Below are 14,491 nucleotides of genomic sequence, written 5' to 3' on the forward strand. Positions count from 1 at the left end.
AGGTTGATTTACAGCAGGTTGCGCGACGCTTCCCGGAGCGACGCGGTGAGCGGGTCCGGTTCGCCAGGGACCCGTTCTTGACTCACTAGAGTATATACTCTAATAATAACGTCGGATGCAATTAAGGGGAGAAAAACCATGGTCGCCAATGTTGTTCAGTTGACCGAGAGCAAAAAACATATCCAATACACCGGGCGCATTTTTGAAGAACAGCGTCTGGCTTTCCGTCGCAACCCTATGCCTTCAGCCACCGAGCGAAAAGAGAACCTCAAACGCCTCAAACGGGTGCTGCTGAAGAACGAATCCCGCATTCTGGACGCCATCGACCGGGATTTCAGCTGCCGCTCCCGGGACGAGACCCTGATCGCAGAGGTCATGCCCTCCGTTCAGGGCATCAATTATGCCCTCAGACACCTGGAGGGCTGGATGAAGCCTTCCAGGCGCAGCGTGTCGGTATTGTTCCAGCCTGCCAGCAACAAAGTCCACTACCAGCCCCTGGGGGTCGTGGGCATTATCGTGCCCTGGAACTACCCGCTTTTCCTGGCCGTCGGGCCGCTGGTGGCAGCATTGGCCGCAGGCAACCGGGTGATGGTGAAAATGTCCGAGTTCACTCCCCATACGTCGGCACTTTTCAAAGAGCTGGTGGAATCCACCTTCCCCCAGGACCTGGTCGCGGTAATCAACGGTGAGGCGGATGTAGCCGCGGATTTCTCCAGCCGGGCCTTTGACCACCTGCTGTTTACCGGCTCAACCTCGGTCGGCAAGCTGGTCATGCGGGCCGCTGCCGAGCACCTGACCCCCGTCACGCTGGAACTGGGCGGCAAGTCCCCGGCCATTATTTCTGCCAACGTGCCCATGACAGACGCAGCTCAGCGCATTGCGTTCGGCAAGGCTATCAACGCGGGCCAGACCTGCGTGGCGCCGGATTACGTACTTTGTCCCGCCGACCGGATCCAAACGTTTGTTGATGAATTCCGCACCCAATTCGCTGAAATGTACCCCAACCTGCGGGATAACGATGATTTCACTGCAATCATCAACGAGCGCCAGTATGAGCGCTTGCAGGCCTGGCTGGATGATGCCCGCAATAAAGGCGCAGAGATCATCGAGATCAATCCGGCCCAGGAAAACATGAAAGACGGCACTCGCAAAATGCCCATTCATCTGGTGTTGAACGCAACCGCCGACATGAAGGTTCTTCAGGATGAAATTTTTGGCCCGATACTGCCGGTGGTCAGCTACAACGGTATCGACGAAGCCATCACCTACATCAATGACCGGCCCAGACCACTCTCGCTCTACTACTTCGGTTATGAGCGTGACCTGCAGGACTACGTCATCGCACAGACTCACTCCGGTGGCATGTGTATCAACGACACGCTGATGCACGTGGCCCAGGACGACCTGCCATTCGGTGGCGTCGGCGCCTCCGGCATGGGCAGCTATCACGGCAAGGAAGGCTTCCTGACCTTCTCCCATGCCCGGGGTATTTTCAGCAAACAACGCTTCAACAGCGGCAAATTCGTCTATGCGCCTCATGGCACAGCCATGCACAAGATGGTGTACAAAATGTTCATCCGCTGACAGTCGGCAACCGATGACGCACCGCACCCGGATTTCCCACCGGAATCCGGGTGCGGCTCCCCGATTTACCCACTAAACTGTTATCCTATTGGCGATTTAACCAGCAGGAGCAGACTTATGACCACGGTCATTTATCCGGGCACTTTTGACCCCATTACCAACGGCCATACCGATCTGATCGAGCGGGCTGGCAAACTGTTCGACACCGTGGTCGTTGCCATCGCCTACAGCCCGAAAAAACAACCTTTATTGACGCTTCAGGAGCGGGTCGCGCTGGTGGAAGACGCCACCTCTCACCTGCCCAATGTGCGCGTAACGGGGTTCAGTAACCTGTTGGCAGAGTTCGTCAAACAGCAGAATGCCAGTGTTATTTTGCGAGGCCTGCGGGCGGTATCGGATTTCGAGTATGAATTCCAGCTCGCGGATATGAACCGTCGCCTGGCACCCAATGTCGAAAGTATATTTCTTACCCCAGCCAACCACCTGTCCTACATATCCTCCTCCCTGATTCGGGAAATTGCGTCCCTGGGCGGAGATGTGTCGGAATTCGTAGACCCGAAGGTTGCCGCTGCCCTTAAAAGCAAATTCGGTCAAGCCACCTGAAATATCAACAACAGGTGTTCGACGCCGCTCCCGAGGTAATACCGAATGGCTCTGATTATTACTGACGAATGCATCAACTGCGATGTCTGTGAACCGGAATGCCCCAACGAGGCCATCTCCGCCGGCGCAGAAATTTACGTAATTGATCCGGGCAAATGCACCGAATGCGTCGGACACTATAGTGAGCCCCAGTGCCAACAGGTTTGCCCGGTCGATTGCATTCCGGTAGACCCTAAGCACGTGGAAACCGAAGCCCGGTTAATGGAGCGTTATCATCAACTGACAGGATTATAAGCCCATGCGCCTGCTGGCAACGTTGAAGACCCGCACGCTTACCCTACTCATTGCAGTGATGGTGTTGGCAGGCTGCGCCGGTAAACCTCCGTCAAGCTCACCACTGTCGAGCTATCAACCTGCAGTTGCCAGCGCCCACCCTCTGGCCACCGAGGCCGGCATGAACGTGCTTTCCGGAGGTGGTAATGCTTTCGATGCAGCGGTCGCGACGGCCGCGGTGCTTGGCGTGGTAGAGCCCTACAGTGCCGGCATTGGAGGCGGTGGCTTCTGGCTACTTCAACAATCTGATGGCAGTACGGTGTTTGTGGATGCCCGGGAAACCGCACCCGGTCATGCTCACGAGGCCATGTATCTGGACGCCGACGGAAACGTACACCCGGACAAACTGTCGGTGAACGGGCCTTTGGCGGCAGGTATCCCCGGTCAGCCAGCAGCGTTTGCCCACATCAGCGCCCGTTTCGGCAACCAGCCGTTGCAGCGCAGCCTGCAAATGGCCATCGATCTTGCCCGGGACGGTTTCCCGGTAGATCAACGTTATCGTCAGCTTGCCGACTGGCGGCTCGACGTATTGCAGCACTATCAGGCCACCAGCCAGGTCTTTCTGGAGGATGATCAGCTTCCCGCCATCGGCACCCTGATCCGCCAACCTGCCCTGGCGCAAACGTTGTCCACACTTGCCCAACAGGGGCATAAAGGCTTCTACCAGGGCGACATCGCAGCCAGGCTGGCCGGCGATGTCTCTGCTGCCGGCGGCTTGTGGACCGTCGATGACCTGGCGAATTATCGTATTGTTGAACGGGAACCCATACGGATCGAGCACGGCCCCTACACGCTTTGGAGTGCGCCACCGCCCTCTTCAGGAGGCATCGCATTGGCACAGATGTTCGGCATGATGAGCGCCCGGCCACTCTCGCCGGCTGCATCAGAGACCACCTCAACGCGGGTTCACTACCTTGCCGAGACTATGCGGCGGGCCTATCGGGACCGGGCATTATATCTGGGCGATCCCGATTTTACCGATGTACCGGTTGCCAGGCTGGTGGCGCCGTCCTACCTCGCCCGCCAGGCCAGCACCCTCAGCATGACTGCGGCCACGCCGAGCGAGCAACTGAAGGGCGACTTTTCCAGTGGCACTCACACCACCCACCTCTCGGTGCTGGATCGGGACGGCAACCGGGTGAGTGCAACGCTCAGTATCAACCTGCCATTCGGTTCCGGCTTCCTGTCGGCCAGCACCGGAGTGTTACTGAACAATGAAATGGACGATTTCTCCATCAAACCGGGTGTCCCCAACGCTTACGGTCTGGTTGGCGGCGAAGCCAACAAGGTGGAACCGGGCAAGCGCCCGTTATCCAGCATGACCCCCACACTGATGCACGGCCCGACACGGAGCGCTATTATCGGCACCCCCGGGGGCAGTCGCATTATCACGATGGTGTATCTCGGATTACTGGAGCTGATGGCCGGAAGCACGGCCGAAGCGGTTGTGGCCGCCCCGCGGTTTCACCATCAGTATTTGCCTGATCAAATCCAGCACGAACCCGGCTTTCTCACTGGTGCGCTGGCCGACGAATTACGGGCACTGGGACACGATCTCAAGGACGTGGGACGAGACTACGGCAACATGCAACTGATTGTAATTGATCATCAGAAGGGCACCACCAGTGCTGCTTCGGACCCCAGAGGTATCGGCGCAGCATCGGTGGAGTGAGCTTCCGGGTTTCGTTAGGCGAACGTTAAATCATTGGGGGCAAAGGAATTATCTGTCCGTTGAGGTCCACGTCCAGATCTTTCAGTTCAGCTTCGAGCCTGAAGGTGTCGTTGTCTCTCACCAGAAAACCCTGTTCGATGAGTGGGCGCAGTTCGGTCATCAATCCAGGCTTCGCTTCTGCCAGCGCGACCGGAATGGCTATAGATAACTCCCCGGTCAAACGTTGCATCACCAGAGTCATGGCGGCCCGGTCATCGTCAGACAGCTCCGGATGGCGCAGCATGAGGTTCCCGGACACTTCTCCGTGGGAGGTGGCTACGCTGAATGCGGGAATACCCACTGACATGCCGGCACCCGCAAGCGCCTTGACAGCGTCGCTTACGTTCATCATCAGATTCATCTGCTTTTCAACCAACGCCTGCCTGGAAGTCACCCCATTGGCCTGGTCCGAACTCAATTTCCGTAAATCAATGAAAGAGTCCACCAGCCGATTCCAGGCAACCACCTCCATGTTCTCCATGGCGAACTCGACTTCATAGGGACCGGATTCATCATCCCGGGAGGCAATCCGGGCAATATCCATCCGGACCTCAGAGCTGAACCGCTCATCGCCTTCTGCCGAGGTATCGCTCTGGAGCGCAAAATCCTCCAGTACAACCGCAGGCTGATTCTGATACTCCGCCTGCAGCCGCGCCATGGAGACCTTGCCTTTACCTGTCCAGACATTGCCTGCCAGCCTACTCATTGTTTGGGTGACTCTGACGTCATCCACCGCGAAACGCGCTTCCGGACCGCGGGCGACAAGGCCGGGCCAGCGCAGATCCACCTCAAGGTCATTACCGGCATCGGAAATCCTTGCCCAACCGTAACTCTCGGTGACCGTCAGGGATTCGCCGGTGTCGTCGTCCAACCGGTCGATCGCCGGCACGTTGTATTCTATTTCAACTGTTCCCCATAGCCTGGTACTCAGGGTCACTGTCGGCAGGCGGTCGGGGAAAAACCCGGCGATCAGATCGGCGCTGGCCTGATCCGGATAGAAGGTGATTTCACTGCCAGTCACCCCATGGGAGACCTCGCCGCGATATCCCAGCTGATGGGCTTCGCCAGGGTGGGCAGGATTGCGGAAGTGGACGGTACCTTCCACCTCGGCGCCGAAAAGGTCACGCTGATAGCGTGCGGTTTCCACCGTAAAATAGGGCTGGGACTTGTTAACCTCCAGGGTTGTCTGCTGCCATTGTTGTTCTGTCACCATGCCCACGCCCCAAGGCGCCGCAATGAGAACCACCAGCATCACACCGATGACCCCTAGCCATTTTTTCATAAATCCCTGCTCCAGATAGTTGACCTCCAGCGCGGCCCTGCGCCGGGACGGCATCGTGTGTCCGGGTTATTTACCGGTCAGGCGTTCCAATAACACTGCCTGGGACGCATAGCGTTCCTGGTCCGGGGCCGGCTGATTCTGAACGTAACTGCCGTCCGGCTGCAACACCCAGCTCTGGCAATTATCCCGCAGGTAGGCATCGAGATCGTCACGCACCCGCGCAGCAAGATCGCGGTCCTCAATGGGAAACGCCACCTCGACACGATTGACCAGGTTTCTCACCATGGCATCGGCGCTGGAGCAGAACACTTCGGTTTTGCCGTTGTTGGCAAAATAGTAAACCCGGGTGTGCTCGAGAAACCGCCCGATGATCGAGCGCACATGGATATTTTCGGACAAGCCCGGGATTCCCGGTCGCAAACAGCAAATGCCCCGGATGATCAGATCAATACGCGCACCGGCCTGGGAGGCGCGATACAGGGCCTGCATGACGTCCGGATCGGTCAGGGCGTTAATCTTGAAGATAATGTGTCCTTTGGCACCCAAACCCGCTTCGCGCTCGATCAGCTCAATCAGGCGACGATGCAGCGTAAACGGCGCATGAAACAGCTTCTTGATTTTCAGGGCTTTGCCCATACCGGTCAGCTGCTGAAACAGCTTGTTGACGTCGTCCCCCAGGGCGTCGTCACAGGACAGCAGACTGTAATCGGTGTACAGCCGAGCGTTCCCGGCATGATAGTTTCCGGTACCCAAATGCACGTACCGTTTGAGTTTGCCTTCCTCACGCCGCACGATCAGGATCATCTTGGCGTGGGTTTTATAACCGACAACGCCATACACCACGATCACCCCGGACTCCTGCAGACGACTCGCCAGCTCCAGGTTTTCGGCCTCATCAAAGCGCGCCCTTAGCTCGATAACTGCGGTGACCTCCTTGCCACGGCGGGCAGCGTCCATCAAGGCCTCAACGATTTCGGAGTCGGCACCGGTGCGATAAAGCGTCTGGCGGATAGCCAGAACCTGAGGGTCTTTGGCTGCCTGGCGGAGGAAGTCGATTACCGGCGTGAAGCTCTCAAAGGGATGCAGCAACAACACCGGTTGCTGACGGATAGCATCAAAAATCAGTTCTTTGTTACGAATCAGTTTGGGTACGGACGCCGAATAACCGGGGTAACTGAGATCCGGACGGTCAACCAGGCCCACCAGAGCCATCAGCCGGTTCAGGTTCACCGGTCCATGGACCTTGTAGAGATCACGCTCGGTAAGACCAAACTCCCGCAGCAAAAACTGGATCAATTCTTCCGGACAGTTATCCGCGACCTCGAGCCGCACGCCATCGCCGAAGCGCCGGCTCAGTAACTCACCGCGCAGCGCCGAAGCCAGGTCCTCAAGGTCGTCCTCAAGCTCAAGGTCGGCGTTCCGTGTCAGGCGGAACTGATAGCAACCCTTGATTTCCATGCCGGGGAACAACTCATCCGTGTGAGCGTGGATCATTGAGGACAGGAACACCAGGTTGTCGCCGCCGTTGCAGACATTGTCAGGCAACCTGACCAGTCGCGGCAACGAGCGCGGGGCTGGCACAATGGCCATGCCGGTTTCCCGGCCGAACGCATCCTTGCCGTCCAGCTCGACAATAAAGTTAAGGCTCTTGTTGACCAGTCTCGGGAACGGATGCGAGGGGTCGAGACCAATGGGATTCACCACCGGCAGAATTTCGTCCTCAAAGTACCGCTGCACCCACTCTGTCTGTGCCGGCGTCCAGTCACGACGACGCACAAAGTGGATGTTCTCCCGCTCCATGGCCGGAATCAGGATGTTGTTCAGGATATCGTATTGCTGGTAGATATAAGTGTGCGCCACCCGGCTGATTTCATTGAGCAATTGCTCAGGCAACATGCCATCAGGGCCAACACTCTCACGACCATATTTCATCTGTTGGCGCAGGCCCGCCACCCGGATCTCAAAAAACTCGTCCATATTACTGCTGAAAATGCAGCAGAAAATCAGCCGGTTGATCAGTGGATGACTTTCATCCAGAGCCTGCTGCAGAACCCGGTTATGGAACTGGATATGACTCAGCTCGCGGTTGAAATAATGCTCGCTGGCGGCAGGGTCGAGCGGCGGAAGTATCTCCGGAATGCCAGACTCTGGCTCTGAGCCGGTTTCGGTCAGTTCGTTTGCGGATTTCAGTATGTTGGCAGAGTCCGTATTCATCACTCGAATGTCCTTGCTGTATCAGCGTTGTTTGAGAAGCCGCGCTGCGCGCACCGCGAAATAGCTCAGAATGGCATCGGCACCAGCGCGGCGCATGGCCATCAGGCTTTCCATCATGACAGCATCGCCATCGAGCCAGCCGTTCTCCGCGGCCGCCATGTGCATGGCGTACTCACCGCTGACCTGGTAGACAAAGGTAGGCACTTTCAATTCAGTTTTTACCCGATAGACAATATCCAGATAGGGCATGCCCGGCTTGATCATCACCATGTCGGCGCCCTCAGCCAGATCTACTGCGACCTCATGCAAGGCTTCGTCGCTGTTGGCCGGGTCCATCTGGTAACTGGCCTTGTTGCTTTTGCCGAGATTGCCCGCTGAGCCCACCGCGTCCCGGAACGGACCGTAATAGCTGGACGCATACTTGGCGGCATAGGACAAAATACGGGTATTGACGTGGCCGTTCGCCTCAAGTGCCTCCCGGATCGCCCTGACCCGACCGTCCATCATGTCCGAGGGTGCGACCACATCAGCGCCTGCATCAGCGTGGGAGACCGCCTGCTTAACCAGGGCCTCTACGGTGATGTCGTTAAGAACGTAGCCATCATTGTCGATAATGCCGTCCTGGCCGTGGGTGGTGAAAGGATCCAGGGCCACATCGGTGATAACACCCAACTCGGGAAACTGCTGCTTTAGCGCCCGGGTTGCACGCTGGGCCAGGCCTTCAGAATCCCAGGCGCCGGAGCCTGACAGGTTCTTGGCCGCTGACGGCACCACCGGAAACAACGCTACCGCAGGAATGCCCAGAGCCACCCACTCGGCAGCCTGCTCGACCAACAGGTCTATGCTCAAACGCTCCACACCGGGCATGGAAGCCACGGCTTCACGCTCGTTCTGCCCTTCCAGTACAAACACCGGGTAGATAAGGTTATCCACCGATAACCGGTTTTCGCGCACCATACGACGGGAAAAGTCATCCGCCCGGTTCCGGCGTAGCCGAGTGGCCGGAAAGGTACGATTAAAGGCTGAAAACATTAAATAATCTCCCGGCCGGCTTTAAATCACCGTGCCAATGAACGCGTTTATGACACCATTATGACAATCGCAGATGACAGTTTCGGGTCAACAGTTTCGGGCCAGCAACGACGCACATTGCCCGTTGAACATTCAAAGACAAAGGAGTTGCCGACGCTGTATTCATCATACACGGCCGTAAGGCATTGCGTCAGGCGACAGCTGGATGCCCGTCACCCGCTGTTCAGGAAAGTCTTCTTACCGCCCCGAAAAGACCGGGATCAGGATCAAAAACAGGAAGGACGGCGTCGCCCGTAAGCGACGCCGCACAGCAACAAACTAGAGCGAACGGTTATTGAAACCGATATCCACTTTGCGGGGCGTGTCAGTACGGAACATAGTATCCACTTCCACTATTTTTCCGCCCTGACTGAGGAACGCTTCCATATCCGCTGCCAACTGAGCCCTGATCCGGGCCCGACCGGCAATAGAATGGGTATCGTCCCCATCGGACACCCAGTTACTGGAACTTTCCAGATTGCTTTCGTCGAATTCACTCATGGTTTTACCCCCCATCAGCGAAGACAATGCCACGAGCACATTCCGTCTATGGGGACGGCTGGCCCTGTCTCGACGATGAATGATCGAGCATCATCGTCTTGGCGTCTTTATAATCCGGTTTCGATGACAGCGCCATTTCTGGCCAACAGTTATTTTGTAATTTTTTGTAACAGTGCCGACTGTATCGACCCTTAAGTCGCCAAACTGGCCTCATAGAGCTTGCTCAACACAATTGACACAAAGAATGAATAGTGATTCACTTATTAAACGGGAGTCGGCATGGCGTATCGCGAAACGGAAAAAATGCGCAATCGCAAATCTGAGGCCAGAAAGCGCATTTTTCAATGTGCTTTCCAGTGCGTTATGAAAGGAGGCTTCCGCAATGCACAGATAACACACGTAGCTCAGGCTGCAGGGGTCGCCACCGGTACGATATACCGCTACTTCGATTCCAAAGAAGAGCTGTTCGCTGAAATTTTCCGAAGCGCCACCCAGCGGGAAGTTGACAAAGTCGCCGAGGCGCTGGCGACCGAAGGCAACGCCGTTACCCGTCTGGAAGCGGCTTTGCGTCAGTTTGCCGAGCGCGCGCTCCGGGGTCCCACCATGGCCTGGTCACTGATCGCAGAGCCGGTTGACCCGAAAGTAGAAGCGGAGCGCATACTCTACCGTCAGGCCTACGCCCGACATTTTGAACAAGCCATACGCGACGGTATTGAAGAGGGCTCGATACCACCGCAGGAAGCCCGTCAGAGCAGTACCTGTCTGGTGGGCGCCATCGCCGAAAGTCTGGTTGGCCCACTGTCACCGGCGCAGGCGGAATCGGATCAAACCAACAGCCCCGAGCACCAGCAACCGCTGGTCGACTCAATTGTCTGCTTTTGCATACAGGGGTTGACTGGCACCCGGAGGTAACCATGAATGCCCATCAGCCCAAGCCAGATGCAATGAACGACGACCATGGCGTTGATCCCTACCTGGCGGTCACCCATGAAGTGGTTAACCAGCCTCCTGCATTGGAAAATTACAACCTGTTCGAGCAAGACAGGGCGCTCCAGGAAGGCATCGGGCGGGAGGGCGCAACCTGGGCGACCGCCGATCTGGCCGCTTTTGGCAATCTGGCCGGTGCCAGGGCTACCATCGAGCTTGGCTTCCGAGCGAATGAAAACAAACCGGTCTTTCATACCCACGACCGGTTTGGTCACCGCATTGACCAGGTCGAGTTCCATCCGGCCTACCATCAGCTCATGACCATTGCCATGGAAAACGGGCTCCATAGCAGCCCCTGGACCCATCCTGGCGCCGGAGCCCATGTGGCACGGGCAGCCAAGTATTATATGCATTCACAGGTCGAGGCCGGTCATGGCTGCCCCATCACCATGACTTTTGCTGCCATACCCTCCATTAAAAGACAGCCGGAGCTGGCGGCAAAATGGTCGGACAAGATACTCGCCAACCATTATGATCCGCGTAACGTGCCGGACAGCGAGAAATCCTCGGTCACGATTGGCATGGCAATGACCGAAAAACAGGGCGGCACCGACGTCAGGGCCAACAGCACCCGGGCTTATCCAATGGCCCAGGGGGGCTCCGACCAGGCCTATGAACTGGTCGGCCACAAATGGTTTGTATCAGCGCCCATGTGTGATGCTTTCCTGGTTCTTGCCCAGGCGCCGGGCGGCTTATCATGCTTTCTGATGCCCCGCTGGCGCCCGGACGGCAGCAAGAACCCGTGGCAGATCCAACGGCTGAAAAACAAGATGGGCAATGCCTCCAATGCCTCCAGCGAAGTGGAACTGCGGGGGGCGCTGGCCTGGATGGTCGGCGAGGAAGGCCGCGGAGTTCCCACCATCATCGAGATGGTCGCGATGACCCGGTTTGACTGCATGATTGGCAGCTCCGGCGGCCTGCGGCAAGCTACCGCACAGGCGCTGCACCACTGTCGTCATCGCCAGGTCTTCGGACGTAATCTCAATGACCAGCCGTTGATGCAGAACGTGCTTGCCGACCTGGCCCTGGAGAGCGAAGCGGCGCTGGCCTATACCCTGCGCATCGCCCGTGCGCTGGACAACCAGCACCTGGAACATGAACGCCTGCTGGCACGACTGGCGACGCCGGTCGGCAAATACTGGATCTGCAAACGGGTGCCGAACCACGCGTATGAGGCCATGGAATGCATCGGTGGCAGCGGCGTCATGGAAGACTGCATCATGCCCAGGCTGTTCCGCGAATCCCCGGTCAATGCGATCTGGGAAGGCAGCGGCAACGTTCAATGCCTGGACACCCTGCGAGCACTGAATAAGGAACCCGAGGTGCTGGCGGCATTCTTCACGGAAGTCAGGGAGGCCCGGGGCAGCGATACCCGGTTCGACCGTTTCCTGGCGACGCTTGAACAGGACTTTACCGATACCGACCAGATCGAGTACCGCGCCCGCAACATGGTCGACCGACTCGCGCTGGCGATGCAGGCCTCCCTGCTCATCCGGCATTCCACCCCTGCCGTTGCCGACGGGTTCTGTGCCTCGCGACTGGCACAACACGGGGGGCTGAACTACGGCAACCTGCCAGCGGGAACCGATGCCCGCTCCATCATCGAACGGGCAACCCCTATCGTAAACTGAAATCCGTAGTAGACTGATGGAACACTCCTGCGGCGGTCGGACAGGCTCCCTGATCCGACCCCGAACCGGAAGGCGGCATCATGTCCGACGCACTCAGACGACTACTCGACACACCCACACCAGGCCCGACAATTACGCCACATGTGGGTGTACTCACCCTTCACTTCCAGCTTTATGGCTGTGCCGACCTCAAGGCCAAGCGCAGAGTCTTCACGCCCCTGCGGGCGGTTTGGGGCAAAGAGCCCGACCTGGCTGTTGCTGAAACCGCTGACATCGAAGCACTGGATTGCGCCACCTGGACCATAGCCGTTCTGGGTACCTCGTCCCAACAAATCCAGCAGCGGCTGGATCTGGTTGAAAAGGCCATTGCGGAACGCATCGACGCACCGGTGCTGGATGTACAGCGGGAAATACTCTGACGTGCAGCCACACCAGAGACCCGCTCGCCTGGTGGCAGTTACCTGACTGACGCCGTATACTACGCGGCCCCGATTGCTGGAATCATGGAACAGGATTTCATCGAGTCAGGAATTCTTTCTTCCTGAATGTTACCGTTGGAGTCACGGGAAATGACCCCTGCGGCATACCACCGACAGTAAAGTGCGTGGCGCATATGACTGGCAAGAAGAAATCCGCTCAAGCCTCCGTTGAGACAATGTACCGCGTCTTCACGGTGCCAGAAGCCCCAGACTCTACCCTGAGCCGGGTGGACCAGGATATTTCGCGCAATCTGGCGGGCTTTCTGCAGGAACATATTGTCGCGGTCGAACGCGACCTGAGTGAGGTTGAAAAGAACTTCGCCGATTCCGCCGTGCCCGAAAAACCCATCTTTGTGTCTGAGCAGGCCCAGTTCCTGCTCGACAAGCTGGTAGCCAACTCGGTTCACACGGCGTCTCCGAGCTTCATCGGTCACATGACGTCGGCGCTGCCCTACTTCATGCTACCGCTGTCAAAAATCATGATTGCGCTTAACCAGAACCTGGTCAAAACCGAGACCTCCAAAGCCTTTACGCCCATGGAGCGTCAGGTTCTGGGCATGATTCACCGTCTCGTGTACCAGCAGGATGGTGCCTTCTATCGCAAATGGATGCACGACCCCCGCCACGCACTTGGCGCCATGTGCTCAGGGGGCACCGTCGCCAATCTGACGGCGCTCTGGGTGGCTCGCAACCACGCCTTCCCGGCAGAAGGCAGTTTCCGGGGCCTGCATCAGGAAGGCCTGTTCCGTGCACTCAAATACTACGGTTACGAGGGCGCTGCTATTGTGGTGTCGCGCCGTGGTCACTATTCCCTGCGCAAGGCTGCCGACGTGTTGGGGCTGGGTCGCGATTGTCTGGTAGCCGTTGATACCGATAACGACAACCGGATCGACACCGATGCCTTGCGTGACAAGTGCCTGGCATTGCAGAAACAGAAAATCAAGGTAATGGCTATTTGTGGTATTGCTGGCACGACGGAAACCGGCAACATCGACCCTCTTGATGCCATGGCGGATATTGCCCGGGAGTTCGGTGCCCATTTTCATGTGGATGCCGCCTGGGGCGGGCCAACCCTGTTTTCGCGCCAGCACAAGCAGCTGATGAAGGGTATTGAAAAGGCCGATTCCGTGACTTTTGACGCCCATAAGCAACTGTATGTGCCCATGGGAGTGGGCCTGGTCGTCTTCCGGGACCCGGCGTTGGCAAGTGCGGTTGAGCATCACGCCCAATACATCATCCGGAAAGGCTCCAGGGACCTGGGTAGCACGACCCTTGAGGGCTCACGACCCGGAATGGCCATGCTGATCCATTCGGGCCTGAAGATTCTGGCGCGGGAAGGGTATGAAATATTGATTGACCTGGGCATCGACAAAGCCCGGAGCTTTGCGGAGATGATTGATAACCATCCGGATTTTGAGCTGATCACCCGGCCCGAACTGAACATACTCACCTATCGCTATTGTCCGGATATTGTCCGCCAGGCGCTGGCGGTGGCGAACCCACAGCAGACAGAACGCCTTAACACCAGCCTGAACCGGATCACCAAGTTTATCCAGAAAACCCAGCGGGAGCACGGCAAGGCCTTTGTTTCAAGGACCCGGCTCGAGCCTGCCGGCTACCATCACTTTCCCTGCATCGTGTTTCGGGTGGTCCTGGCCAATCCGCTGACGACCACAGACATCCTCCGGGATATCCTGCTGGAGCAGCAGGAACTGGCAGGCGAGGAAAATATCAGGGATGAGATCGAGATACTCAATCAGCAGGCCCGGGCAACCCTCACCGAACATCACTCGAAGATTCGCCAGGCTTAGTAGAGCGCTTCCTCGTCATCAAGCACGTCGTGCAGGATTTCCAGAAACATGCGGTCCGCCTCGCTCCAGCTTTCAGGGATACGGACCGTCGTGTTGGCGCCGATTTCCCGCGCTATAAGTTCATCCGCATTGGGTTGGTTACGGTGTTTTCTGGCAATATCGACACACTTCACTGCAATGGTCGGGTCACTCAACACTTTCTTGATAAAGACCTTTAATTCGTCAATCACTTTCGCCTGGCGGCTTTCTGATGCACTGCTCATCCTGGACTCCCGGCATGGTTC

The 14,491-nt window shown here is 57.4% G+C and carries 13 protein-coding genes; 8 read left to right on the forward strand and 5 right to left on the reverse strand.

Annotated features, from left to right (window positions below; all coding sequences use genetic code 11):
- The first annotated feature begins 138 nt into the window (after positions 1-138).
- The 4 genes from F6Y09_RS03195 to ggt all read left to right on the forward strand — a co-directional run bounded on the left by F6Y09_RS03195 (position 139) and on the right by ggt (position 4,192).
- Positions 139-1,584, forward strand: coding sequence for a coniferyl aldehyde dehydrogenase (locus F6Y09_RS03195; RefSeq protein ID WP_152205454.1), 1,446 nt, complete (start codon positions 139-141; stop codon positions 1,582-1,584).
- Positions 1,585-1,701: 117 nt separating this feature from the next.
- A complete protein-coding gene (coaD, locus tag F6Y09_RS03200) occupies positions 1,702-2,187 on the forward strand; it encodes a pantetheine-phosphate adenylyltransferase (RefSeq protein ID WP_152205455.1) in 486 nt (161 codons plus the stop codon).
- A 45-nt stretch (positions 2,188-2,232) separates the two neighbouring features.
- Positions 2,233-2,481, forward strand: coding sequence for a YfhL family 4Fe-4S dicluster ferredoxin (locus F6Y09_RS03205; RefSeq protein WP_152205456.1), 249 nt, complete (start codon positions 2,233-2,235; stop codon positions 2,479-2,481).
- Positions 2,482-2,485: 4 nt separating this feature from the next.
- A complete protein-coding gene (gene ggt, locus F6Y09_RS03210) occupies positions 2,486-4,192 on the forward strand; it encodes a gamma-glutamyltransferase (protein ID WP_152205457.1) in 1,707 nt (568 codons plus the stop codon).
- Between the two features lie 25 nt (positions 4,193-4,217).
- Here ggt and F6Y09_RS03215 read toward each other — a convergent pair whose 3' ends face one another.
- The 4 genes from F6Y09_RS03215 to F6Y09_RS03230 all read right to left on the reverse strand — a co-directional run bounded on the left by F6Y09_RS03215 (position 4,218) and on the right by F6Y09_RS03230 (position 9,299).
- A complete protein-coding gene (locus F6Y09_RS03215) occupies positions 4,218-5,513 on the reverse strand; it encodes a DUF945 family protein (RefSeq protein ID WP_179959326.1) in 1,296 nt (431 codons plus the stop codon).
- A 66-nt stretch (positions 5,514-5,579) separates the two neighbouring features.
- Positions 5,580-7,727 carry a polyphosphate kinase 1 gene (ppk1, locus tag F6Y09_RS03220; RefSeq protein ID WP_152205459.1) on the reverse strand — a complete coding sequence of 716 codons (2,148 nt, stop codon included), beginning with the start codon at positions 7,725-7,727 and terminating at the stop codon, positions 5,580-5,582.
- Positions 7,728-7,748: 21 nt separating this feature from the next.
- Entirely contained in the window at positions 7,749-8,759 is a 1,011-nt protein-coding gene (gene hemB, locus F6Y09_RS03225) for a porphobilinogen synthase (RefSeq protein WP_152205460.1), read from the reverse strand.
- 318 nt (positions 8,760-9,077) lie between these two features.
- Positions 9,078-9,299 carry a hypothetical protein gene (locus F6Y09_RS03230; RefSeq protein ID WP_152205969.1) on the reverse strand — a complete coding sequence of 74 codons (222 nt, stop codon included), beginning with the start codon at positions 9,297-9,299 and terminating at the stop codon, positions 9,078-9,080.
- Between the two features lie 279 nt (positions 9,300-9,578).
- Here F6Y09_RS03230 and F6Y09_RS03235 point away from each other — a divergent pair, with 279 nt between their 5' ends.
- The 4 genes from F6Y09_RS03235 (at position 9,579) to panP (ending at position 14,207) form a co-directional block, all read left to right on the forward strand.
- A complete protein-coding gene (locus F6Y09_RS03235) occupies positions 9,579-10,211 on the forward strand; it encodes a TetR/AcrR family transcriptional regulator (protein WP_152205461.1) in 633 nt (210 codons plus the stop codon).
- 2 nt (positions 10,212-10,213) lie between these two features.
- Positions 10,214-11,917, forward strand: coding sequence for an isovaleryl-CoA dehydrogenase (locus F6Y09_RS03240; protein ID WP_152205462.1), 1,704 nt, complete (start codon positions 10,214-10,216; stop codon positions 11,915-11,917).
- An 80-nt stretch (positions 11,918-11,997) separates the two neighbouring features.
- Positions 11,998-12,336, forward strand: coding sequence for a DUF503 domain-containing protein (locus F6Y09_RS03245; protein WP_152205463.1), 339 nt, complete (start codon positions 11,998-12,000; stop codon positions 12,334-12,336).
- Positions 12,337-12,530: 194 nt separating this feature from the next.
- Positions 12,531-14,207, forward strand: coding sequence for a pyridoxal-dependent aspartate 1-decarboxylase PanP (gene panP, locus F6Y09_RS03250; RefSeq protein ID WP_152205464.1), 1,677 nt, complete (start codon positions 12,531-12,533; stop codon positions 14,205-14,207).
- Here panP and F6Y09_RS03255 read toward each other — a convergent pair.
- Positions 14,204-14,470, reverse strand: coding sequence for a hypothetical protein (locus F6Y09_RS03255; protein ID WP_152205465.1), 267 nt, complete (start codon positions 14,468-14,470; stop codon positions 14,204-14,206). The two genes, panP and F6Y09_RS03255, sit on opposite strands and share 4 nt — an antisense overlap.
- Positions 14,471-14,491: the final 21 nt, after the last annotated feature.

The organism is Marinobacter changyiensis (assembly GCF_009193265.1).
GTDB classification, from domain to species: Bacteria; Pseudomonadota; Gammaproteobacteria; order Pseudomonadales; family Oleiphilaceae; genus Marinobacter; species Marinobacter changyiensis.

Coding starts and splice junctions, on each gene's coding strand:
- F6Y09_RS03195 (WP_152205454.1), top strand. CDS start 139: ATGGTCGCCAATGTTGTTCAGTTGACCGAGAGCAAAAAACATATCCAA.
- ppk1 (WP_152205459.1), bottom strand. CDS start 7,727: ATGAATACGGACTCTGCCAACATACTGAAATCCGCAAACGAACTGACC.
- coaD (WP_152205455.1), top strand. CDS start 1,702: ATGACCACGGTCATTTATCCGGGCACTTTTGACCCCATTACCAACGGC.
- F6Y09_RS03245 (WP_152205463.1), top strand. CDS start 11,998: ATGTCCGACGCACTCAGACGACTACTCGACACACCCACACCAGGCCCG.
- F6Y09_RS03230 (WP_152205969.1), bottom strand. CDS start 9,299: ATGAGTGAATTCGACGAAAGCAATCTGGAAAGTTCCAGTAACTGGGTG.
- F6Y09_RS03215 (WP_179959326.1), bottom strand. CDS start 5,513: ATGAAAAAATGGCTAGGGGTCATCGGTGTGATGCTGGTGGTTCTCATT.
- panP (WP_152205464.1), top strand. CDS start 12,531: ATGACTGGCAAGAAGAAATCCGCTCAAGCCTCCGTTGAGACAATGTAC.
- ggt (WP_152205457.1), top strand. CDS start 2,486: ATGCGCCTGCTGGCAACGTTGAAGACCCGCACGCTTACCCTACTCATT.
- F6Y09_RS03235 (WP_152205461.1), top strand. CDS start 9,579: ATGGCGTATCGCGAAACGGAAAAAATGCGCAATCGCAAATCTGAGGCC.
- F6Y09_RS03240 (WP_152205462.1), top strand. CDS start 10,214: ATGAATGCCCATCAGCCCAAGCCAGATGCAATGAACGACGACCATGGC.
- F6Y09_RS03255 (WP_152205465.1), bottom strand. CDS start 14,470: ATGAGCAGTGCATCAGAAAGCCGCCAGGCGAAAGTGATTGACGAATTA.
- hemB (WP_152205460.1), bottom strand. CDS start 8,759: ATGTTTTCAGCCTTTAATCGTACCTTTCCGGCCACTCGGCTACGCCGG.
- F6Y09_RS03205 (WP_152205456.1), top strand. CDS start 2,233: ATGGCTCTGATTATTACTGACGAATGCATCAACTGCGATGTCTGTGAA.